Origin of the sequence: Nocardia elegans NBRC 108235, from assembly GCF_001612845.1 — a bacterium.
GTDB lineage: Bacteria > Actinomycetota > Actinomycetes > Mycobacteriales > Mycobacteriaceae > Nocardia > Nocardia nova.
This window is the reverse complement of the sequence record NZ_BDBF01000025.1, coordinates 59,548-80,364: the sequence shown is the minus strand read 5'-3', so window position 1 is coordinate 80,364 and position 20,817 is coordinate 59,548. Positions and strand designations below refer to the sequence as shown.

Annotated in this window: 19 protein-coding genes; 7 read left to right on the top strand and 12 right to left on the bottom strand. The window is 67.2% G+C overall.

The window, feature by feature from the left end:
- Window positions 1-7: 7 nt before the first annotated feature.
- Window positions 8-517 carry a MarR family winged helix-turn-helix transcriptional regulator gene (locus NE2_RS18695; RefSeq protein ID WP_062963508.1) on the bottom strand — a complete coding sequence of 170 codons (510 nt, stop codon included), beginning with the start codon at window positions 515-517 and terminating at the stop codon, window positions 8-10.
- Between the two features lie 397 nt (window positions 518-914).
- Here NE2_RS18695 and NE2_RS37175 point away from each other — a divergent pair, with 397 nt between their 5' ends.
- The 3 genes from NE2_RS37175 to lipB all read left to right on the top strand — a co-directional run bounded on the left by NE2_RS37175 (window position 915) and on the right by lipB (window position 3,444).
- Window positions 915-1,409 (top strand): aggregation-promoting factor C-terminal-like domain-containing protein, encoded by a 495-nt coding sequence (locus NE2_RS37175; RefSeq protein WP_233429819.1) that lies wholly within the window; start codon window positions 915-917, stop codon window positions 1,407-1,409.
- Window positions 1,410-1,531: 122 nt separating this feature from the next.
- Window positions 1,532-2,761, top strand: coding sequence for a DUF475 domain-containing protein (locus NE2_RS18685; protein WP_084494144.1), 1,230 nt, complete (start codon window positions 1,532-1,534; stop codon window positions 2,759-2,761).
- A 47-nt stretch (window positions 2,762-2,808) separates the two neighbouring features.
- Entirely contained in the window at window positions 2,809-3,444 is a 636-nt protein-coding gene (lipB, locus tag NE2_RS18680) for a lipoyl(octanoyl) transferase LipB (RefSeq protein WP_030516050.1), read from the top strand.
- On the opposite strand, the gene NE2_RS18675 is transcribed toward lipB, so the two are convergent.
- Genes NE2_RS18675 through NE2_RS18665 form a run of 3 tightly spaced genes read right to left on the bottom strand, consistent with a single transcriptional unit; the run spans window position 3,402 to window position 6,855 of the window.
- On the bottom strand, window positions 3,402-4,409 hold the full coding sequence (locus NE2_RS18675) for a Rossmann-fold NAD(P)-binding domain-containing protein (protein ID WP_063027891.1): 1,008 nt from the start codon (window positions 4,407-4,409) through the stop codon (window positions 3,402-3,404). The two genes, lipB and NE2_RS18675, sit on opposite strands and share 43 nt — an antisense overlap.
- Window positions 4,406-5,809: a pyridoxal phosphate-dependent aminotransferase gene (locus NE2_RS18670; RefSeq protein ID WP_063027889.1), complete on the bottom strand. Its 1,404-nt coding sequence runs from the start codon at window positions 5,807-5,809 to the stop codon at window positions 4,406-4,408. The genes NE2_RS18675 and NE2_RS18670 overlap by 4 nt, the downstream gene beginning before the upstream one ends.
- Complete coding sequence (locus NE2_RS18665) at window positions 5,806-6,855, bottom strand: helix-turn-helix domain-containing protein (RefSeq protein ID WP_167356749.1); 1,050 nt, start codon at window positions 6,853-6,855, stop codon at window positions 5,806-5,808. The genes NE2_RS18670 and NE2_RS18665 overlap by 4 nt, the downstream gene beginning before the upstream one ends.
- Before the next feature lie 387 nt (window positions 6,856-7,242).
- On the opposite strand from NE2_RS18665, the gene NE2_RS18660 reads away from it, so the two are divergent.
- Entirely contained in the window at window positions 7,243-7,719 is a 477-nt protein-coding gene (locus tag NE2_RS18660; protein WP_063027885.1) for a hypothetical protein, read from the top strand.
- Here the strand turns inward: NE2_RS18660 and NE2_RS18655 are convergent.
- The 4 genes from NE2_RS18655 to NE2_RS18640 form a co-directional block, all read right to left on the bottom strand.
- The gene (locus tag NE2_RS18655) at window positions 7,692-10,244 is read right to left on the bottom strand and encodes an MFS transporter (RefSeq protein WP_063027883.1); all 2,553 of its coding nucleotides are present in this window, start codon (window positions 10,242-10,244) and stop codon (window positions 7,692-7,694) included. The genes NE2_RS18660 and NE2_RS18655 overlap by 28 nt on opposite strands.
- Window positions 10,241-10,753 (bottom strand): MarR family winged helix-turn-helix transcriptional regulator, encoded by a 513-nt coding sequence (locus NE2_RS18650; protein ID WP_063027961.1) that lies wholly within the window; start codon window positions 10,751-10,753, stop codon window positions 10,241-10,243. The genes NE2_RS18655 and NE2_RS18650 overlap by 4 nt, the downstream gene beginning before the upstream one ends.
- 98 nt (window positions 10,754-10,851) lie before the next feature.
- Window positions 10,852-11,691, bottom strand: coding sequence for a DUF72 domain-containing protein (locus tag NE2_RS18645; RefSeq protein ID WP_063027881.1), 840 nt, complete (start codon window positions 11,689-11,691; stop codon window positions 10,852-10,854).
- Window positions 11,692-11,737: 46 nt separating this feature from the next.
- The gene (locus NE2_RS18640) at window positions 11,738-13,252 is read right to left on the bottom strand and encodes a hypothetical protein (RefSeq protein ID WP_063027879.1); all 1,515 of its coding nucleotides are present in this window, start codon (window positions 13,250-13,252) and stop codon (window positions 11,738-11,740) included.
- A 220-nt stretch (window positions 13,253-13,472) separates the two neighbouring features.
- On the opposite strand from NE2_RS18640, the gene NE2_RS18635 reads away from it, so the two are divergent.
- A complete protein-coding gene (locus tag NE2_RS18635) occupies window positions 13,473-14,639 on the top strand; it encodes a thiolase family protein (RefSeq protein ID WP_063027877.1) in 1,167 nt (388 codons plus the stop codon).
- A 54-nt stretch (window positions 14,640-14,693) separates the two neighbouring features.
- On the opposite strand, the gene NE2_RS18630 is transcribed toward NE2_RS18635, so the two are convergent.
- The 3 genes from NE2_RS18630 to NE2_RS18620 form a co-directional block, all read right to left on the bottom strand.
- Window positions 14,694-14,894, bottom strand: coding sequence for a hypothetical protein (locus tag NE2_RS18630; RefSeq protein WP_030516058.1), 201 nt, complete (start codon window positions 14,892-14,894; stop codon window positions 14,694-14,696).
- Between the two features lie 163 nt (window positions 14,895-15,057).
- Entirely contained in the window at window positions 15,058-16,929 is a 1,872-nt protein-coding gene (gene fadD32, locus NE2_RS18625; protein WP_063027959.1) for a long-chain-fatty-acid--AMP ligase FadD32, read from the bottom strand.
- A 94-nt stretch (window positions 16,930-17,023) separates the two neighbouring features.
- Window positions 17,024-18,268 carry a KasA/KasB family beta-ketoacyl-ACP synthase gene (locus NE2_RS18620; protein WP_063027875.1) on the bottom strand — a complete coding sequence of 415 codons (1,245 nt, stop codon included), beginning with the start codon at window positions 18,266-18,268 and terminating at the stop codon, window positions 17,024-17,026.
- 218 nt (window positions 18,269-18,486) lie between these two features.
- On the opposite strand from NE2_RS18620, the gene NE2_RS18615 reads away from it, so the two are divergent.
- Together NE2_RS18615 and NE2_RS35760 are read left to right on the top strand one after the other, a co-directional pair.
- Window positions 18,487-19,485 (top strand): acyl-ACP desaturase, encoded by a 999-nt coding sequence (locus tag NE2_RS18615; protein WP_063027873.1) that lies wholly within the window; start codon window positions 18,487-18,489, stop codon window positions 19,483-19,485.
- 118 nt (window positions 19,486-19,603) lie between these two features.
- Window positions 19,604-19,777 carry a hypothetical protein gene (locus tag NE2_RS35760; RefSeq protein WP_156055668.1) on the top strand — a complete coding sequence of 58 codons (174 nt, stop codon included), beginning with the start codon at window positions 19,604-19,606 and terminating at the stop codon, window positions 19,775-19,777.
- A gap of 25 nt (window positions 19,778-19,802) precedes the next feature.
- Here NE2_RS35760 and NE2_RS18610 read toward each other — a convergent pair whose 3' ends face one another.
- Window positions 19,803-20,507 (bottom strand): VIT1/CCC1 transporter family protein, encoded by a 705-nt coding sequence (locus NE2_RS18610; protein WP_063027871.1) that lies wholly within the window; start codon window positions 20,505-20,507, stop codon window positions 19,803-19,805.
- Between the last annotated feature and the right edge of the window lie 310 nt (window positions 20,508-20,817).

Below are 20,817 nucleotides of genomic sequence, written 5' to 3'. Positions count from 1 at the left end.
GTAAGCCCTAATTCGAATCGGCTGTTGCAGTGGATTTTTCGGCTGTGGATTCCTCGATGCCGCTGACGAGCAGCTCGAGGAGATCGGTCAATCTGGCCCGCTCGTCGGCGGGCCACTCGGCCATCACCTCGGCCAGCCAGCGGTTGCGGTTTCGACGGTTCTCCTCGAAGACCCGCACCCCCTCGGCGGTGGGCGCCAGCACGCAGGCCCGGCCGTCCACGGGGTCGGCCCGGCGTTCCACCAGGCCATGTGCCACCAGCGATCGAGTCTGCCTGCTGATGGTCGATGTTTCGGTATGCAGAGTGTCCGCCAGCTTTCCCGTCCGCTGCGGACCGTCGTGGACCAGGCAGAACAGTACAGAATAGGCCGATCGCTCCAGACCGTCCGGACCGTACTTGGCTATGTGCGATTTGGTTCTGCCGATCGCCCGCATCAACCGGATCAGCTGACCGCCGAGTCGATCGGCCACATCCTGTTCGGTGACGCCGGCGCCGGGATCACGGGCATCGACGACCATGACCGAGCTTCCTTCTCCCCACGACGCATTTGATTAGCATGTACAACTAGTTGCTGAGGCCAACTATACATACGTTCGGAACCCACTCGCACGTACCCCGGCCCACACCAGGGAACACCGGCCCGGACACGCCGAGAGCAATCCGGACATCCCGGGATTACCGATGGTTTGCTCGAACTGTCGCATTTCCGACTCTGATCGATCGGCAAGTCGACGCGGAAGGACCGAGCTGACCATGTCTGCGCCAATCGAGCCCGCCCGAATTCCGGCCCAGCCGACAAATCAGACCCCGAACACCGCGGATTCCGCAACGCATTTTCCGGCCGCCTTCGCAGCGCCGATCGACTCGGCAACCTCGCCGCCATCTTTCGACCCCGCTCGGACCGCCGGCCAAATTGTGACCGAGACGACACCAGCGCCTCAGCGTCGCCGCGCCGCTCTCGCCGCATTCTGCGCGCTGTGGCTGGTCGGCGCGCCGGTGGCCCTCGCCGCGACGGCCGGCGCCGACTGCGGGCCCGCGTGCGCCGACACCTCCGGATCGGCATCCGGTTCGGCCTCGGGTTCGGCGGGATCCTCCGGTTCCGCCACCGCGGGTCTGCTGCTGGGCCTGCCGATGAAGACGGTCGCCCTGACGATCGTCCCGGCTCCGCAGTTCCCGTCGTTCGACAACGTGATCACGCACGAGAGCAGCTGGAACCCGTTCGCGGTCAATCCGGAATCGGGCGCCTACGGTCTCGGGCAGGCGTTGCCGCCGGAGCGGATGGCCTCGCACGGGGTGGACTGGATGATCAACCCGGTGACCCAGATCCGCTGGACCTACGACTACATGGTCGAGCGGTACGGCAGCCCCGACGGTGCCTGGGCGTTCTGGCAGTCCCACCACTGGTACTAGCCCTCGATTGTCGCCGGACCACTTCAACTGTCACAATCGAAGGCAGGGTTGCGAGCACTCTGAATGCTGTAACCCGCGAGGTCATACCCCCCGCGGGTGTCGAATTGACGAAAGGCATCGGCATGTTCGTGCGAGTTTTCGCCCTGTCGTTCCTGGTTGCCGCGGCGTCTCTCGTCGTCGCGCTGCTGTACGGCGGGCCGGAGGCCGTGGTGCTGGTCGCGGCCCTCGGCGTTCTCGAGGTATCACTGTCGTTCGACAACGCGGTGGTCAATGCCAGTGTCCTGCAACGCATGAGCGCGTTCTGGCAGCGCATCTTCCTGACCGTGGGCATGGTCATCGCGGTCTTCGGTATGCGCCTGGTGTTCCCACTGGTGGTGGTCGCGATCGGGGCGCATCTGGACCCGATCGAGGCGCTGCGGCTGGCGATGAACCCTCCCGCCGGCGGCGCGCCGTTCTTCCCGGACGGCCGGCCCAGTTACGAGACGCTGCTCAACGACGCCAATCCGAAGATCGCGGCTTTCGGCGGCATGTTCCTGCTGTTGCTGTTCCTGAACTACATCTGCACCCAGCGTGAGGTCACCTGGCTGAGCTGGCTGGAGCGACCGCTGGCGCGGATCGGGCGGTTCTCGATGTTCACGGTGGTGATCGCGCTGATCGCGTTGGTGCTCACCGCCGGTGTGCTCGCCCCCAACAACAAGGCCGACGTCGTCATGGTCTCCGGCGCTCTGGGCATGGCCACCTACTTCCTCGTCGACGGTCTCGGCGCGCATTTCGAGAACGAGCAGCCCGGCCAGGGCCCCTCGCGCGCCGCCCTTCTGACCGGGCGCGCCGCCTTCTTCGGCTTCATCTATCTGGAAGTGCTGGACGCCTCGTTCTCCTTCGACGGCGTGATCGGCGCCTTCGCCATCAGTGCGGATCCGATCGTCATCGCCTTGGGACTGGGTCTGATCGGCGCGATGTTCGTCCGTTCGATCACCGTCTACCTGGTCCGGCGCGGCACCCTGGCCGAGTACATCTACCTCGAACACGGTGCGCACTGGGCGATCGGCGCGCTCGCGGCGATCCTGCTGGTCTCCACCGGCCACCATCTGAACGAGGTGGTCACCGGCCTGCTGGGAGTGGGGATCATCGCCGCGGCCTACCTCAGCAGCATCGTCCACAACCGGCGCCACCCGGCGCCCGCCGCCACCGAGACCGAGCTGGAGCATCTGTCCCTCGGCGGGGACGAACTGACGCTGCGCGGCGACACCGGCCAGCTGTCCAGCCTCGACGCCGGGTTTCCCATCGATCGGGTCACGCTGCCCGGCGACGCGCTGCCGCCGCGGGACAAGCTGAATACCGAAGCGTTCTGACGACTACTGCGCGAGTTCGCTGTCGACCCCGGTCGTATTCTCGGAGCATGAGGTCGCGGCCGCTGACACTGATCCAGGACGAACTCGTCGACTACGACAAGGCCATGGAGCGCATGGCCGAACTGGTGGAACAGCGCCAGCGCGATGAACGACCGGATACGTTGTGGCTGCTGAGTCACCCGCAGGTCTATACGATCGGGCGCCGGACGCCGAGTGCGCATCTCCCCGATCCCGACCACGGGATTCCGGTGGTCGAGACCACCCGCGGCGGGCAGCTCACCTATCACGGCCCGGGACAGCTGGTCGGATATCTCGTGGTGAAACTCGGGGACGGCGAGGGCGTGGTGGACTACATCCGCGAGGTCGAGCACCGCCTGGTCGCCGCACTCGACCGGCTGGGCATACGGGCGCAACGCCGCGACACCCCGCCGGGTTCGGAACTGCTCACCGGCGTGTGGACCGTCGAGACCGGCCGCAAGATCGTCTCCATCGGCATGCGGCAGAGCCGCGGCGTCACCAGTCACGGATTCGCGCTGAACGTCGACGGCGATCTGGAGCCGTGGCAGTGGGCCGTCGCCTGCGGACTGCCCGATGTGGATATGACGTCGGTGCGGCGCGAACAGCCGGGCGCGCGAATGGATCAGGTCCGGCCGATCGTGGCGGAGGCGTTCGAGGCCGTCTGAGCCTCCGGCAGCCCGGAGTCCGCCAATCGCAGTATCGACGCGGCTACCGCCGCGCTGTAGGCCCGGCTGGCCGGGGCCGGTCGGCGCGCCGGATAGTTCGAGCGGTGGGTCACCACGACGCCGTTGCCCAGCACCACGGTCGCGTCGGTGACGGTCGCCGCGCAGTTGCCACCGGCCTTGGCGGTCAGGTCGACCACGACCGCACCGTCGCCGAGCGCGTCGAGTGCGGTCCGGTCGACCAGCAGCGGCGCCCGTTGTCCACGGCGCACCGCGGCGCAGAAGAGCAGATCCGGTTTGTCCGCGCGGATCCGCTCCAGGACGCAGGCTGCGTCGACCTCTTCGGACCAGTGAAAAACATTGGGGCCCTGCGCATCCAGTGCCTGCCGCAGTTCGGGCCGGCGCCCCAGCACCACCGGGGGTTCGGCCCCGCAGGCGGCTGCCGCCGCGACGGCGGACAGTCCCGCCTGCCCGCACCCCAGGATCAGTGAGCGGATCGGCCGGCGCACGGTGCGCGGCACCAGCCGCCGGCCCGCGAGATAGGCCACGCTGCCGGCGATCCGGCTCATCGCCGAGAGCGCGTCCAATTCACCGGACTCGCGCGAAAAGAGTTCGAACGCGATCGATTCCACGCCCAATTCACGCAGTTCGGCGATCTGCGGGGCTCGCCGCAGCGGGTCCTGGAAGCCGATCAACGTGAGGTGCGGCCGCCGCGACATCGTGCGCAGATCGTGGGTCGTCGGCTTCACCCACGCCAGCACATCGCAGGCCGCGACCACGGTGACCGGATCCACGGCGACGGCAGCCCCCGCGGACCGGTAGGCCGCGTCGCCGAAGCCCGCCGCCCGCCCGGCATTCGCCTCCACGACGACTCGCATCCCCGCCACGGTCAGGCATCGCACACCGTCCGGTGTCAGCGCCACGCGCCGTTCCCGCGCGGCGGTTTCGCGCAGCACGCCGACGATCACGCCGGTGGCTCCGCGATACCGCGCCGACGCAGGATGTCGCGGTAGGTGGCACCACCGGCCAGGTCGGCGACGAGCCCGCCGAGCCGGTCGAACAGTTCGTCGATCAACTCCCGGGACTCGGTGCCGGGGCCGTGCCGGGGCGCGAGGACGTTGAGCCGCACACCCCGCCGCGGTGATCCGGTGCGGCCCAGCGCGACGCTGTCGATTCCCGCGCCGGCCAGCAGCAGATCCTCCAATGCGGCGCTGTCGCCCACCCCGGCCGCGTCCAAGAGGGCGGAATCGGCGACCACGGACAGGAACATGCTGGCCCCGGAACCCAACGGTCGCAGTGTGTTCGATCCGAATTCGGCATTGATCGCCGCGATCCGCTCCAAGGCGGTGTCGAACTGTTCGCGCACCAGCTTCCGGTTGTGCTCGAAATACGCGTCGGGCGTATGGTCCAGCACCGCGCGCACCAGATGCGTACTCTCACGCTGAAAAGCGATCGTGAGTCGCGCCCGGATACGCTCCAGCCACCGCGAGTCCCCGGAGCAGGCCGCGCCGAGCTTGCACGGGCCGAAGGCGTTGTAGCCCTTGGAATTACCGGTGACGGTCACCATCCGGTCGTACAGCCGGACCGGACCCTGCGCGGTCGGCACCTCCAGCGCGGCGAGCGGAATATGCCCGCCGACGATCCGGTCGAAGGCCATATCGCAGACCACCGGAACATCGGCGGCGACCAGAACCGCCGCCAGTTCGCGCAATTCGTCCGAGGAGTACCGCGTGACGACGGGATTGCCCGGCAGCGTGAGCAGCACGGCACAGACGGTGTCACCGTGCCGTTCCAGTTCGCGGGCCAGTGCCATCGGATCGATCCGGAACGAGTCGTCCGGCGTCGCCTCCGGAACCACCACTCGTACATCGAATTTCGCGATGTGGGTGGCGAAGTTCTTGTAGAAGCCCTCGGGACAGACGATCACGCCGCCGGGCCGCACGACCGTGGCGATCACCTCCTCGAGCATCAGCATGCTCGAATACGGGCAGACGACAACCTCTTCGGGACGGACCCGGACGCCGGCCACTCCGTCGGCGGGGCGGTGCAGCCGGTCGAACAGGTGGGCGGCGGCCGACTCCCGCAACTCCAGCGGTTGCCGCTTGTCGTAGTCCGGCAGGCCGCGGCGCCGGATCCGATGGGGCGCCAGATCGTTCCACGCACGCCGCAGGGCGCGCGCCGCCGCCGGATCGATCTCGAATCCGGTCTCGCCGTGATATGCGTCCAGCACACCGTGGTACCGGCGACCGGATCGGCCGAGAAACGGCACGCTCTCCGGCAGCTGCCGGCGCAGTTCCTTCTTGCGCTCCTCCGAACGCAGAATCAGCGCGGCGGCGGCGCGCTCGGCATGCCCGGGGCCGGTCGTCACAGCCGCCCTGTTTCCAGCGGCGCCTGGCCCGGCGTCGGGATTTCGTTCCACGCTCGAACGAGCGTCTCGCGGAACAACTCCCGTCCCTCGCCGTCACCCAGACGCTCGAATCGGGCCAGTCGCGGATCGGCCAGCAGATCGTTGACCACGATCGCCGAACCGATGCGCCGCAGGTCGTAGAGCTTCTCGAAGCGTCGGACCGCGAATGACACATCGTGTTTGAGCACCGAGAAACGCGTCGCGACCCGGGTCTGCCGTGAATAGTCGTATTCCCCTACGCAGACGTATCGGTCGTCGACGACGAGCATGCTCTGCGCATTGCGCGCGTGCTCGCGCTTGACCAGCACACTCTCGACACCGGAGCGCGCCTGCCACCACAACTTGTCGTCGTATGGCCACACATCCTCGATGCGATCCAGAACGTACATGCGCCGCACCGTGACTCGCGGCTCGTGCACCGAATCGGCGAGGCGCACGATCGCGGCGTGGTAGTCGTCGCCGACGTCACCACCGATGGTGCCCAGGTCGGCGGTGTGTATCGCGCGGACGGACTGCTCGGCCTGCTCCAGAATGGTCAGCCAGTCGTTGACCGTATTCCACTCCCACACCGTCGCACTGCGCGAAGGTATCTGCGCCAGCAGCTCTTCCGCGCGTTCGAGCTGGCGGGCGGCGATGAGGCGCAGTGGCTCCACCTCCTCGCGCGCACCCCGGGCGTCGAGCACGGTCTGGGCGATCGTCAGCACGCGATCCACCACCGCGGGGTCCTTGCCGAGGAGCACGTTGAAACGCATCCGCAGGTCGTAATGCCCGCCGGGTTCGGACGAGCCGGCGACGCCGTCCATCGGAAGTTCCTGCCCCAGCGCAGAACTCAAACGTTCCCGCAGCGGCAGCGGCGGCACCCGGGTGCCGTTCTCGATCTGCTGCACGAGGCTGCGTGAACAGTCCGCCTGTTTGGCCAGCGCGGCCTGGGTGAGACCGGACTCGATACGGAGCCGGCGCACCAGTTCGCCGATCCGTTCGCCACCGTCTGGGTCAGATTGTGTCACGATGCGGAATTCTAATCACATGTGGCCCATTGCATCATCAGCTAAACATCAATTTTTCATTACTCCGATGAACGCACCTCGAACACCGCTCGTCGATAACTCGAATGCGCTGGGCCCGCTGCGGATTCTGCCACAAGGCGCCCGAACTCCTTCCGCGAAGCCAACTTTCACCCCTTCGTACCCATCACTGGTAATCAATTCGGATATTCGCTGGGCATATCTGATTCAAGATGGGCATTGAGGTCCCGAAGATATCTCAGATAAGCACAGATGCTTAGTTGACAGCCCCGGAAAGCCGTCCTTAGCATTTAGCTATAGCCACCGGCTCTCCGTTTATCGGAGCGGCAACGACCGCCGCAGCGGCCGGCTTGGTGGAAGGGGAATGCCATGACGCTTCATATCACCGACTGGTTGATGACCAGCGATGTCACCCCGGAATCTGCCCAGCGTCTGCCCTCACTTCCCGGGCAGTGGCTGCTGAGCTGGCTGCCCGGCGAGCTTCTGACCCAGGAGCAGGCGCTGAGCGGCATGATCGTCGACGAAATCCTGTCCGATCCGGCTTTCGTGGACGACCTCGGGGCCGTCGAGATGGCCACCCTGCACGCCGCCGAACTCGGCATCACCCTGGACGAGGCGGTGATCCGGCTGTGCGCCCGGGTCCTCGAGCGCACCGCCCTGCGATCCGGCGAAATCGGACCGGGCGATATCGAGCCCGGGGATATCGGGCCGGGCGACAGGGGGGCGAGCACCACCGAATACGGCCCGGTCCGAGGCCACCCACACCTACCGCACGCCCACCGCACCCCGGTCTCGCTGCACCGGCCGCGGCATACCGATCACGATCTGTCGGCGGCGCCGTCGTAGCAGAGCCGCAGGTCGTGGGCGATCCGCTCGCCGTCGACCGCGACGCGCGCACTGGCGGGCGGATAGCCGCGCCCCACCACCGTGTAGTCGCCGGCGGGAAGATCGTCGATCCGGTAGCGACCGTCGCCGTCCGTCAACGCGGCGGCCACCATCGTGCCGCCCGAGTCCAGCACCGCGACGTGGGCATGGGCGACCGGGCCACGCTCGGAGCGCACCCGGCCCGACAGCACCGCCGTCGGCGCGAGCTCGATGTCGTAGCGCAGCATGCCGGTCGCGGGCACGGTCAACGTCGTGGCATCGGGCCTGCGATGTCCGGCGACCGCGACCAGGGTGTAGGTGCCGGCGACGATGCCGTGACAGGCGTAGGCGCCGTCGGGTCCGGTCACCGCCGCACCGACGACCTCGCCCCGCCGATCGGTCAGCGTGACGGTCACGCCCGCGAGGGGTCGGCCCGGCCCCTCGGTGACGATGCCGGACAGCTCCCCCGCGCCCAGCAGGGTGAGCTCGGCCGTCTGCGGCTCGGCACCGATCACGACGTTCACCGCGGCGGGCTGATGCCCCTCGGCGGACACGATCAGCACGTGGTTCCCCTGGTCCGGCGCGCTCAGGCGATAGGCGCCCGCGCTGTCGGTCGTGGCTCGGGAAACCTGATGTCCCCGTTGGTCGATCAGAGTCAGCGCCGCGCCGGATACCGGTTGCCCGTCTTCGCGGTGAATGCGTCCGGACAGGGGCGCGTCGCCGGCGCTCTCCGGGAACGCGGCGTGCGCCCCCGTTCCGGCGGGTGCCGGCTCCGGCCGGGCGGCTCCCTCGTCATCCTCCCGCAACCGCTCTCGCTCCCAGGCTTCCGGCTCCGACCCTGCCGTCTCGGCGTCGTCGGCGGGCGCGGCGTCGAGGTCGAGCACGGCCGGCTCATCCGGTGCCGACTCCGCGCGCTGCGGTTGCGCCGGTGGCGTCGGACTGTCCTGCAGCGGAATCTCTTTCATGAACAGCAGCACCACACAGGCCAGCAACGCTACCCCGGCGGCGGCGTAGAAGACGCCGTGCAGGGATTCGGTGAAGCCGATGAGAATCGGATCGCGCACCTGCGCCGGCAGCGCCGCGATGCCGCTGGTGTTGGCCTGCAACTGGTCGAGTTTCCCCGCGTCGAATCCGGGTGGCAGCACACCACCGAAGGCGTCGATGATCTTGTGCGGCAACAGATTGAACAGAATCGTCAGGAACACCGCGACGCCCAGCGTGCCGCCCATCTGGCGGAAGAAGGTCGCCGACGCCGTCGACACACCCATATCCGACCGCGGACCGGCATTCTGCGCCGCGATGATCAACGTCTGCATGCAGCCACCGAGTCCGAAGCCGATGACCGCGCTGTACACCAGCGGTTGCCAGAGCGGGCTGTCGTAATGCACCTGCGCGTACAGCGCCGCCCCGCACGCGATGATGAAAGTACCCAGCACGGGCAGGATCTTGTACCGGCCGGTGAGCTTGGTGATCTGCCCGGCGATCAGCGAGCCGATCATGATGCCCAGCACCAGCGGCAGCATCAGCAATCCCGCCTTGGTGGGCGAATAACCACGCACCACTTGCAGATACAGCGGCACCATACTGATCGCGCCGAACATCGCGATACCGACGATGAAACCGCCCAGAATGGTGATGGAGAACGTCGAATTCCGGAACAGCCGCAACGGAATCAGCGCGGCATCCTTCATCAGGAATTCCACGAGGAGGAACAAGAGCACACCGGCGGCGCCGATTCCGTAGCAGAGCAGCGCCCGCGGTGATTCCCAGCCCCAGCCGCGGCCCTGTTCGGCGACGATCAGCAACGGCACCACACAGATCGCCAGCGCGATCGCGCCGAACCAGTCCACGCGATGCCGCTGCCGCTCGTGCGGCACGTTGAGTACCTTCGCGACCACGGCCAGCGCGAGCACGCCGATCGGCACGTTCACCAGGAACACCCAGCGCCAGCCGTCGATCCCCCACAACGTGTCGTAATCGGAGAAGAAGCCGCCGAGCACCGGGCCGGCGACCGTCGCGGTGCCGAACACCATCATGAAGTAGCCCTGATACCGCACGCGTTCGCGAGCGGGCACGATATCGCCGATGATGGTGAACGCCAAGGACATCAGGCCACCGGCGCCCAAACCCTGGAACGCCCGGAACGCCGCCAACTCATACATCGACGTCGCGAACGTACACGCCGCCGACCCCACCACGAAAATACCGATCGCCAGCAAATAAAACGGCTTACGCCCATAAATATCGGCCAACTTGCCGTACAACGGCGTCGAAATCGTCGCCGTAATCAAATACGCCGTCGTCGCCCACGCCTGCTGATCGAAACCATGCAAACTATTCGCGATCCGGACAATCGCCACACTCACAATATTCTGATCCAGCGCCGCCAAGAACATCCCCAGCAACAAACCGGACAAAATAGTCAAAATCTGCCGATGCGAGAGTGTGCCCGGCGCGGCGCCCGGGGCCGGCTGCGCCGCCGGCTCCCGAGTGGTCGAAGTGGTCATATTTCCAAGCCCTGTTTCGGTTCGGCCGTCGATGGTGGGGTTGATTCGATACCGCAGTTGAGCCGGTCGAGCAATGCGATCAGCGTGGACCTGTCCGCGGCGGGCCAATCGGCCATCACCTCGGCGATCCAGAGGTTGCGCAAGCGCCGATTCTCGGCGAACACCCGAAGACCCTCGTCGGTCACCGCCAGTACGCATGCCCGGCCGTCGATCGGATCGGCGCGACGCTCGACCAGGCCGTGTGCCACGAGAGATCTGGTCTGCCGGCTGATGGTGGAGATCTCGGCGTGCAATTGCTCGGCCGGCTTGCCCGTCCGCTGCGGTCCGTCGTGAACCAGACAGAAGAGCATGGCGTAGGCGAGTTTCTCCAGTCCGTCCGGGCCGGTCTTGGACAGCTGCGTCTTGGCGCGATTCACCGCGCGTACGAACCGGATCAATTGGGCGCCGAGTCGATCAGCGTCGTCGAGCGCTGTGGCAGTGACGGTGCGGTCAAGGCCGGCAGCGGTCATCGGGTGTCCCTTTTCCCAGATCTGCATACTTGCTTAGCGCGTACAAGTAGTTGCCGACGCCAACTATACAGACGGCGTACGGCGGTGGTTCATTTCGTTCAGAACAACGTCATCGGCTCGATCGGCGCCGGATCCACGAGGGCCGGCAGTTCCGCGCCGGCGGACCGCACGTCATCGTAGAACCGCCGGGCCAGCAGTAGCGAATCCGCATTGTCGGGCGTGTGGACGAATACCGTCGGCGACCGCCCTTCCCGCAACCACTCGACGACGAGGTCGCGCCACGGCCGCCAGCCGGCGACGGTCGCCTCGATATCGTCGTTGCCGTGATACCGCACGATCGGATAGTCGGTCAGTGCGCGCAAGCGGCGCGGCAGCCGCGGCTTCTTCGCGCTCGCCTCGTACTCAGCCGGGCTGCGCGGCGGCGCGGCGAACAGAGTGGTGGTGTCGAACGGAATCCATTCGGCGCCAACCCGTTCCAGCACGTACTCCAGCCGGTCGGCCGCCTCGGGATCGGCGAAGAACGCGCGGTGGCGCACCTCGACCGCGCAGCGGTACCGGCGTGGCAGGCGCTGCAGCAGTCCGGCGAGCACGCCGAGATCGTCCGGCCCGAACGAGGCCGGCAATTGCGCCCAGAGCGCGTGGATGCGCGGCCCCAGCGGTTCCACCGCGCTGAGGAATTCCGCCAATTCCGTTTCCGCACCGCGCATCCGGCGTTCGTGGGTGATGGTCCTCGGCAGCTTGAGCACGAACCGGAAATCGTCGGGCGTCTGCTCGACCCACGACCGCACGGTGGCCGGACTCGGCGTCGCGTAGAAGGTGGTGTTGCCCTCCACCGCCGTGCAGTACCGGGCATAACCGCCCAGCCGCCGCCGCGAATCCGGCTGATACGCGCGCCACGCCTCGTGGGTCCACTGCGCGCATCCGACCGAGAGTGTCATGGTGTCGACGGTAACCGCCCGCGGTGACAGGGAACGCGGGGCGGGCTCAGTCCTGCCGCGGACCGCCGCGGAAGAACAGGATCTGGTCGCCGTAATCGGCCAGGGCACGCGCCTGCCCCGCCTGCCGGATTCCACTGGCGGGCAAGTTGGTCAGCTTGGCGAACATGCCGGAGTTGCCGAACGCCGCCCGGACCTGAGTTTCGGAGGCGTAGTCGGCGCCGTAGTCGGCGAGCATCGCGAAGTCCAACGGCGCCAGCGGAGTGTCCAGCGGCTCCTGTCCGGCCGGGCGGCCCAGGGCGGCGAACTGCCGCGCGGCACCGTCGGCGTACCAGCACAATTCGTAGGTCAGATTCTCGATGGTGTTGACCGCGAGCACCGGCCACTGCCGCGAAAGCCGCAGCGCCAGCGGGTTTTTCCCGGTGGGCGCGAGTTCCCAGAACAGGCTCAGTACATGCACCCAGCTGCCCGCGCGCTGCAGCAGCACCACGTCGTCACCGAGGTTCGAATCGGCGTTGAGGACGGGATCGGGTATATGCCAATGGGTTTCGCCGACCCCGGCGAAGGCGCTGCTGTCCACCGGATGCGCGCCGTCGGCGGCATAGGCCTCGATCACCGCCGCGCGCACCCGGGCCACCGCGTCGGCGGCGGCGCAGCGCACGCTCAACGCACCGTAGGAGGTGGCGATCTCCATCGGCTTGGACGGTGGGTCCGCCAGCGCACCGGCCGCGAGGGGTTTGAGCCCGACCAGGCCGAGCTTCCAGTTGATCTCCTCGATCGTGGTCAGATCGCCGGCGGTTTGGTAGAGGATCTGCTGCTGGGTGAGATATCCGGCGCGCTCGAGCGTCGGGCATTCCAATTTCACCAGGGCGGCATGGGTTTTGCTGGTGAACTCGAGTTCATCGATCGAGGTCTCACGCAACCGGGTGGTCATCTCCGGCGTGGTCCACGCGGAATACCGTTCGCGATACATCGCCAGGGCCTGTTTGCGCGCGCGGCCGATCATCAGGGTGCGCAACAGCATGTTCAGGCTGGCCAGATAGCGGCCCGCCTGATCGGGATTGGCGGCGAACAGGCCCGCGCGGATGCGCACCGCCTCGGCACTGGCCGCCACCGCCGACTCGGGATCCAGCCGGCACAGCCACACCCCGCATTTGGACAGACCGTCGGCACACACCCCGGCCGCCATCGGATAGTTCTGCGCCACTTGGTGATACGCGTCGCAGGCCTGACGGATGGTCGCGGTGGCCAGTTCACGATGGCCGATGGTGCGAGCGGCCTGTTCGAACAGTCGCAACGCCTCGGTGACCTGCCCGGCGAATTGCGCGGTCACATGACCGGCGGTCAGCCAGTGCAGCCGGATCAGCACCGCCTCCTGGGCGGGTTCCAGCGCGGCCGGCGCGCGGTCGCGGTCGGCGCCCTCGGTCTTGGTGTCCAGGCAGGCCTTGGCCAGCTCGCACAGCGACGTCGCCAGGCGCAGTTCGGCCTCGGCCGATCGTTCCTGAGCGGCGGCCCGTCTGTGGTCGGCCACCTGCTGTTCGATCGCGCTCAGCGCACTCGCCATCCCAACTCCCGCATCACCTTCCACATACGGTCGTCGACCGGCCGCATCGTGCCGTGCCGAGTCTGCCACATCCGGGGACCGCGCAGCAGCCGACGACGCCCGCGAGCCGCGCCGCCGCCGGGCCGCAGACCGCCGGCAGACCGGGCCACTCTCGGAAAAGAAGCGAATCGGTGTTAACTTATAGCAGAACCTCGAGTAACTTTGATCGATCGGAGTGGCTATGACCACGGCAGTCGTCGTCGATGTCGTCCGGACCCCGTCCGGTAAGGGAAAAACCGGTGGCGGCCTGTCCCAGGTCCACCCGGCCACCCTGCTGGCCGGAGTGCTGTCCGACCTGGTCGCACGCAACGACCTGGATCCGGCGCTGGTCGACGATGTGATCGCGGGCTGTGTGACGCAGAGCGGGGAACAGGCGTTCAACATCGCCCGTACGGCAGTGCTCGCGGCCGGATTTCCGGAGGCCGTCCCCGCTACCACCGTCGACCGCCAGTGCGGCTCCAGTCAGCAGGCCGCGCACTTCGCCGCTCAGGGGGTGATCGCCGGCGCCTACGACATCGCCATCGCCTGCGGTGTGGAGTCGATGTCGCGGGTTCCGATGTTCTCCAACGGCCAGGGCGCCGACGCCAATCGGGGTCCGATCGCCCATCGCTACCCCGAAGGGCTTGTGCAGCAGGGCATTTCGGCAGAGGTGATCGCCGCGCGGTGGAAGTTCGACCGCGCCGCACTGGACGAATTCGCGGCCCGGTCGCACCGGCTGGCCGCCGAGACCGCCGCTTCGGGCGGGTTCGATCGCGAGATCGTCGCGGCCGGAACCCTGCGGGCCGACGAGACCATCCGCCCGTCCACCACGGTCGAGGGCCTGGCCGGTCTGCGTCCCGCCTTCGCCGACGACCAGTATCTGGCCCGCTTCCCCGAGATCGACTGGTCCATCACGCCGGGCAACTCCTCCCCGCTCACCGACGGCGCCTCCGCGGCCCTGATCATGAGTGAGGAGAAGGCCGCCGCACTCGGCCTGCGCCCGCGCGCCCGCTTCCATTCCTTCGCCGTCACCGGCGACGACCCGCTGCTGATGCTGACCGCGGTCGTCCCCGCGACCCGGAAAGTCCTGGCGCGCGGCGGTCTGTCGATCGACGACATCGACGCCTACGAGGTGAACGAGGCCTTCGCGCCGGTCCCGCTGGTGTGGGCACACGAACTGAACGCCGACCCGGCCAAGCTGAACCCCCGCGGCGGCGCCATCGCACTGGGGCATCCGCTCGGCGCCTCGGGCGTCCGCATCCTCGCGACGCTGGTCAACCACCTCGAACAGTCGGGCGGCCGCTACGGCCTGATGACCATGTGCGAGGCCGGTGGTCTCGCCAACGCCACCGTCATCGAACGACTCTGAGGATCGATCGGATCACGTGTGCCGGTCGGCGTCCCCGACGCCGACCGACGCACGCTACCCGCGGCGCCGGCAACTGTCGGGCACGATATGCCCGGCGGTTACCAGCGCGTCGAACGCCGCCTGCTTGATACCGCAGCCGTCGGTCGAACAATCGGTGTGCAACTGCATCACCTGATGCGCACGCTCCACTGTCAATGGCCGGGTGGGCGCCGAATGTGCCATCACCACAATGAGATAATCGGTAGACAACTCCATGACATTGCCCCATATCCGGTTCTACATGTTGACGTAGCTACACGGTAACTCCGCAACGGGGCGTCGCCGACGGACAAGTACCGGACAATCCGGTGCCCAGAGGACATCTCAACGGGCACACGAGGATTGCCTCACCTAATCAGCCTCCCCCACTCCGCCACGGCTAGTCGTCGGAGACGTCCGGGAAGGCCTGCTGGCGGTGGCCGCCGCGCAGGGTTCCCGTCAGATATGCGGCCTTGCAGGCACGTCGGGCGATCTTCCCGCTCGACGTGCGCGGAATCGATCCGGCCGGCACCAGGAGCAGTTCGCGCACGGTGACCCCGTGGCGCGCCGAAATCGCCGCCCGCACCACCTCCGCCACCACCGGCCCCGCATCGAGTTTCGCTGCGCCACTTTTCCGTTCGGCCACGATTACCAGATGTTCGCCTCCGGCCCCGGAGGCGGCGAGTTCGGCGGGCAGCTCGTCACCGCGCACCGAGAACGCCGCCACGAAACCCGGCCGCAGTGCGGCCGACGACTCCTGTGCCGACATCTCCAGATCCTGCGGATAGTGGTTGCGCCCGTCGACGATCACCAGATCCTTGACCCGGCCGGTGATGTACAACTCGCCGTCGTGATACACGCCGTAGTCCCCGGTGCGCATCCAATATGCCTGTGGCGCAGCACCTTCGGCATGGCTGCCAACGGGCTGCCAAGCGCTGAGCCGGTTGTGGAAGGTCGCCTCGGTCTCCTCGGCACGACCCCAGTAGCCGATCCCCATGTTCTCCCCGTGCAACCAGATCTCGCCCACCCGGCCGTCCGGCAGTTCGGCGCCGTTGTCGTCGACGATCACCGCCCACTGTGAACGCGCCACATATCCGCAGGACACCTGTGCCACGGCGTCTTCCGCATCCGGGGCGACCTCGACCAGGTGTCCGGCATTGAGGCGGGTGCGGTCGGCGTAGACGACCCGCGCGGTGTCCTCGCGCCGGGTGGCCGACACGAACAGGGTGGCCTCGGCCATCCCGTAGCACGGTTTGATCGCCGTCTTCGGCAATCCGTAGGGCATGAAGGCATCGTTGAATTTCGCCATCGACGACACCGACACCGGCTCACTGCCGTTGATCAGACCGATCACATTCGACAGATCGGGGTGCTCACCCGCCTTCGGGCGTCCGCGCGTCGCAGCGTGCTCGAACGCGAAATTCGGTGCGGCGGCATAGGTTGCGGCGCCGTCGGAGGCGGCGGCCAACTCCTTGATCCAGCGATAGGGCCGCCGGACGAACGCACTCGGCGACATGATGGTGATGAACTTGCCGCCGATCGCCGGCAGAATCACACACAGCAGGCCCATGTCGTGGAACAGCGGCAACCAGGTGACGCCGCGGGCGGTTTCGTCGATGCCGAGCGCGTCGATCATCTGCAGCAGATTCGTGCCGACCGAGCGATGCGTGATCTCCACCCCGGCGGGCGTGCGGGTGGAACCGGAGGTGTACTGCAGATACGCGACGCTGTCGATGCTGATATCCGGTGCGGTCCAGCCCGCGCCGACGCTGTCGGGAATCGCGTCGACGGCGATGATGCGCGGACGCTGACCCGTCGGCATGCCGCGGAAGAATTCGCGCACCCCGGCCGCCGCGGAACTCGCGGTCAGAATCGCGGTCGGCCGGCAGTCGCCGAGGACGGCGTGCAGCCGGTCGGTGTGGCCGGGTTCGTCCGGATCGAACAGCGGCACAGCGATATTGCCCGCGTACACCGCCGCGAACATCGCCACCACGTAGTCCAGGCCCTGCGGCGCCAGAATGGCCACTCGATCCCGCGGCCGGGTCACCTGCTGCAACCGGGCGGCCACCGCCCGCAACCGCGCACCGAACTGACGCCAGGTGAGCTCGTGGTACTCACCGTCGCGCTCGCGCGAATAGTCGATGTAGCGGTAGGCCAGCTCGTCCCCGTTCGCCGCGCTGTGCTTGTCGACGAAATCGATCAGGGTCGCATCGCCCAGGATCTTGATGTTGCCGTGTTCGTCCAGATAGTCATCGAAGGTCTCGCCGATCATTCCCTCATCCTTTTCACGCACGAACGTCACGCACGGACAGTCACGCAGGAACGAAAGCCCGGAGCCCGCACTCGGCGGAGCTCCGGCGGGCAACTCAATACCGGCCGAAGGTCAACGACACGTTGTGGCCGCCGAATCCGAAGGAATTGTTGACCGCGTAGTCGATCCGCCCCGCCCGGGCCTGGCCCTTGACGATGTCCAGATCGACATCCGGATCCTGGTTGTCCAGGTTGAGCGTGGGCGGGACGACGCAGTCGCGAATGGACAGCACCGTGAGCACCGATTCCAGTGCCCCGACGGCGCCGATGGAATGTCCCAACGCCGATTTCGGCGCGTAGACCGAGGCGTGATTGCCGACCGCCGCGGCGATGGCACGGGCCTCCGCGGTGTCGCCGATCGGGGTGGCGGTGGCGTGCGCGTTCACATGTCCCACATCGGTTTTCGACAATCCGGCGGTCTGCAGCGCGCGGGTGATGGCCCGCGCCGCGCCCGTGCCGTCCGGATCCGGCGCCACCAGGTGGAAACCGTCGGAGGTGAGGCCGGCGCCGAGCAGCCGGGCGTGCACGGTGGCGCCGCGAGCCCGGGCGTGTTCCTCGGATTCGAGCACCATCATCGCGCCGGCCTCACCGAAGACGAATCCGTCGCGATCGGTGTCGAAGGGGCGCGAGGCGCGTTTCGGATCGTCGTTGCGCGTACTCATCGCCCGCATCATGGTGAACGCGGCGATCGGCACGGCCTGGATCGACCCCTCCACCCCGCCGGTCACGACCACATCGGCATCACCCATCACGATCATCTTCCACGCGTTGGCGATGGCCTCCGACCCCGAGGAACACGCCGAAACGGGGGTCGCGATACCGGCTTTGGCACCCAACTCCAGCCCGACCACCGCCGCCGCGCCGTTGGGCATGATCATCTGGACCGCGAGCGGGCTGACCCGACGATATCCGCCGTTGGCCATCTTGTCCTTGACGTCGATGAACGCCTCCGCACCACCGAGCCCGGTGCCGATGGAGACGCCGAGCCGCTCCGGATCGACCTCGGGCGCACCGGCGTTGCGCCACACCTCGCGCCCCAGCACCAATGCCATCTGCTCGACGTAGGACAGCCTGCGGGTCTCCTCACGGCTCAGAACGGTGGACGGAACGACCTTGAGGTGACCGCCGATGCGGACAGGAAGTTCGAACTGGTCGATGAAACCGTCGTCGAGTACGTCGATTCCGCTCTCACCGTTCAACAGTCCCTTCCACGTGGAGTCGACATCACCGGCGATGGACGTGGTCGCGGCCAGGCTGGTGACGACGACATCGCGGTAGCGCATACGGCTGGAAACCGTCATTCTCGGCTCACTTTCGACAGGCAACACTGCGGAACAGGGGCAACACTGCGGCGAATACAAGCTGGAGCGACAACGGTGGCGGTGGAGCGGCTACATTAGCGAGACGAAACACGACCGGCACAGCCCTGCGTGCCACCCGGCAACCCGGTCGTGACTGCACTGTACCGGTTTCTTCCCGCAGCGTCGCACGGCGATCCACAACGAGGAAGGGCAACACCGTGGTCAGGAATCTCACCCAACTCGAGTTGCTACTGGAACTCGAGCCAGTGGCGGAGAGCAACGTGCATCGGCATCTGTCGATGGCGAAGACGTGGCATCCGCACGACTACGTCCCGTGGGATGCGGGACGCAATTTCGCCGCCCTCGGCGGAACCGATTGGGACCCCGCCCAGTCACGACTGAGCGAACTCGCCCGCGCCGCGATGGTCACGAATCTTCTCACCGAGGACAATCTGCCGTCCTACCATCGCGAGATCGCCGAGAACTTCTCCACCGACGGCGCCTGGGGAACCTGGGTGGGGCGCTGGACGGCCGAGGAGAACCGGCACGGCATCGCGATTCGCGACTATCTGGTCGTGACCCGCGCGGTCGACCCCGTGGCCCTGGAACGGGCCCGGATGGTCCATATGACCAACGGTTACGACGCGATGAAACTCGTGCGCGAAAGCGGCAAGGCCAGCGTGGTGGAGCGGGCCGACACCGGATTCGTGCACTCGGTCGCCTACGTGACCTTCCAGGAACTGGCCACCCGCGTCTCACACCGCAACACCGGCAAGGTCTGTGACGATCCGGTCGCCGACCGCATGCTGGCGCGCATCTCCGCGGACGAGAATCTGCACATGATCTTCTACCGCAATATGTGCGCGGCGGCTTTGGATCTGGCGCCCGACCAGGCGCTGGAGGCGATTACCGATATCGTGTGCAATTTCCAGATGCCGGGCGCCGGAATGCCGGATTGGCGGCGCAACGGCGTGCTGATGGCAAAACACGGAATCTACGATCTGCGCCAGCATCTGGAGGAAGTGGTGATGCCGGTGTTGCGCAAGTGGAATGTGTTCGATCGCAACGACTTCACCGCGCGCGGCGACCGGGCGCGCAATACCCTCGGGGAATTCCTGGAGAAACTGCGAAACGATTGTGCGCGTTTCGAAGAACAGCGGGACCGGGCGCTGGCCCGGGAGGCCCGCAAACGGGAGCTGGTGGGCTCCCGGTCGTGAGCGGCGGCAGCGCGGCGGTGTAAGCGACTGCATCCCCGAGCATTTCGATTGGGTTTCGAAAGCGACAGAGCGGCAGAACACATTGCCAGAAAATAGCCGCGGGTGCACACTGGGAGTTATGACCGCTTCACCCCGCGCTGCTCACTCCACGGACCGCGAAACCGTGGCGCTGATCGACGCATCCCATCCCGTCGTGCACGTCGAATTCCGGATCGGCGATCCGCACCGGCAAGCCAAGATGCGCGCGGTCATGGACCGGCTGCGCGTGGGAAACCGGTTCCGGAACCGCTGATTTCGCCTGCCGCCCCGACCGCCCGCTAGACCGCGATACCGACCAGGTGGCCGACCACATAGGTCGTCGCCATCGCCAGCGCACCACCCGCCAGCACGCGAATCGTCGCGCGCCCCACCGGCGCCTGCCCCAGACGGGCGCCGACGGCGCCGGTCGCGGCCAGTGCCACCAGAACCGCCGTCGCGGTGACCGGAACCCGGATCGCCGCCGGTACCAGCATGGCCAGCAGCGGCAGCAACGCCCCGATGGTGAACGCCGAGGCCGACGACAGCGCGGCATGCCACGGGTTGGTCAGCTCGCTCGGATCGATGCCCAATTCGGCCTCGGCATGGGCGGCGAACGCGTCCTTGGCCGTCAACTCCTCGGCGACCTTCCACGCGGTGGCCGGCGTCAGGCCCTTGCCCTCGTAGATGGCGGCCAGCTCGGCGAGCTCACCCGCCGGGTCCTCGGCGAGTTCCCGCCGTTCCACGTCCAGCACCGCGCGCTCACTGTCGCGCTGTGTGCTCACCGACACATACTCGCCCAGTGCCATCGACACCGCGCCCGCCGCGAGTCCCGCGACGCCCGCGGTGACGATCGCCGACGTCGACGTAGTGGCGGCCGCCACACCCACGACAATCCCTGCGACGGAGACGATTCCGTCGTTGGCACCCAGCACCCCGGCCCGCAGCCAATTCAGTCGTACCGACAAACCCGGTCCGTGAGTTTCCGGCCGGACCACACTCTCCATTACCGCCGTATCCGCTTGCACCAGACAAAAATAACCCGGCCGCCTTTTCCTCGCCAGCAAAGAAAGGCTGCCCGAATTTAGGTAAACCATTGCACAGGAAGGTATTCCATACCTTATTTCGAAAAGTCGGAACACTCCCCCGGTTATTGCGTCGGATATCGAATTGCGTTCGTCGCCAAGACTTTCGGCGATGCCTCCAGGCCGGACCCGCACGGGTTGCGGCGCTGTCCGATTCGCGTCGATCGCCCGGGAACCGCGGGCGGTCCCGGCCGGGTGGCGTGGCGCGACCCAGCGATGGGAGGGCCGGATT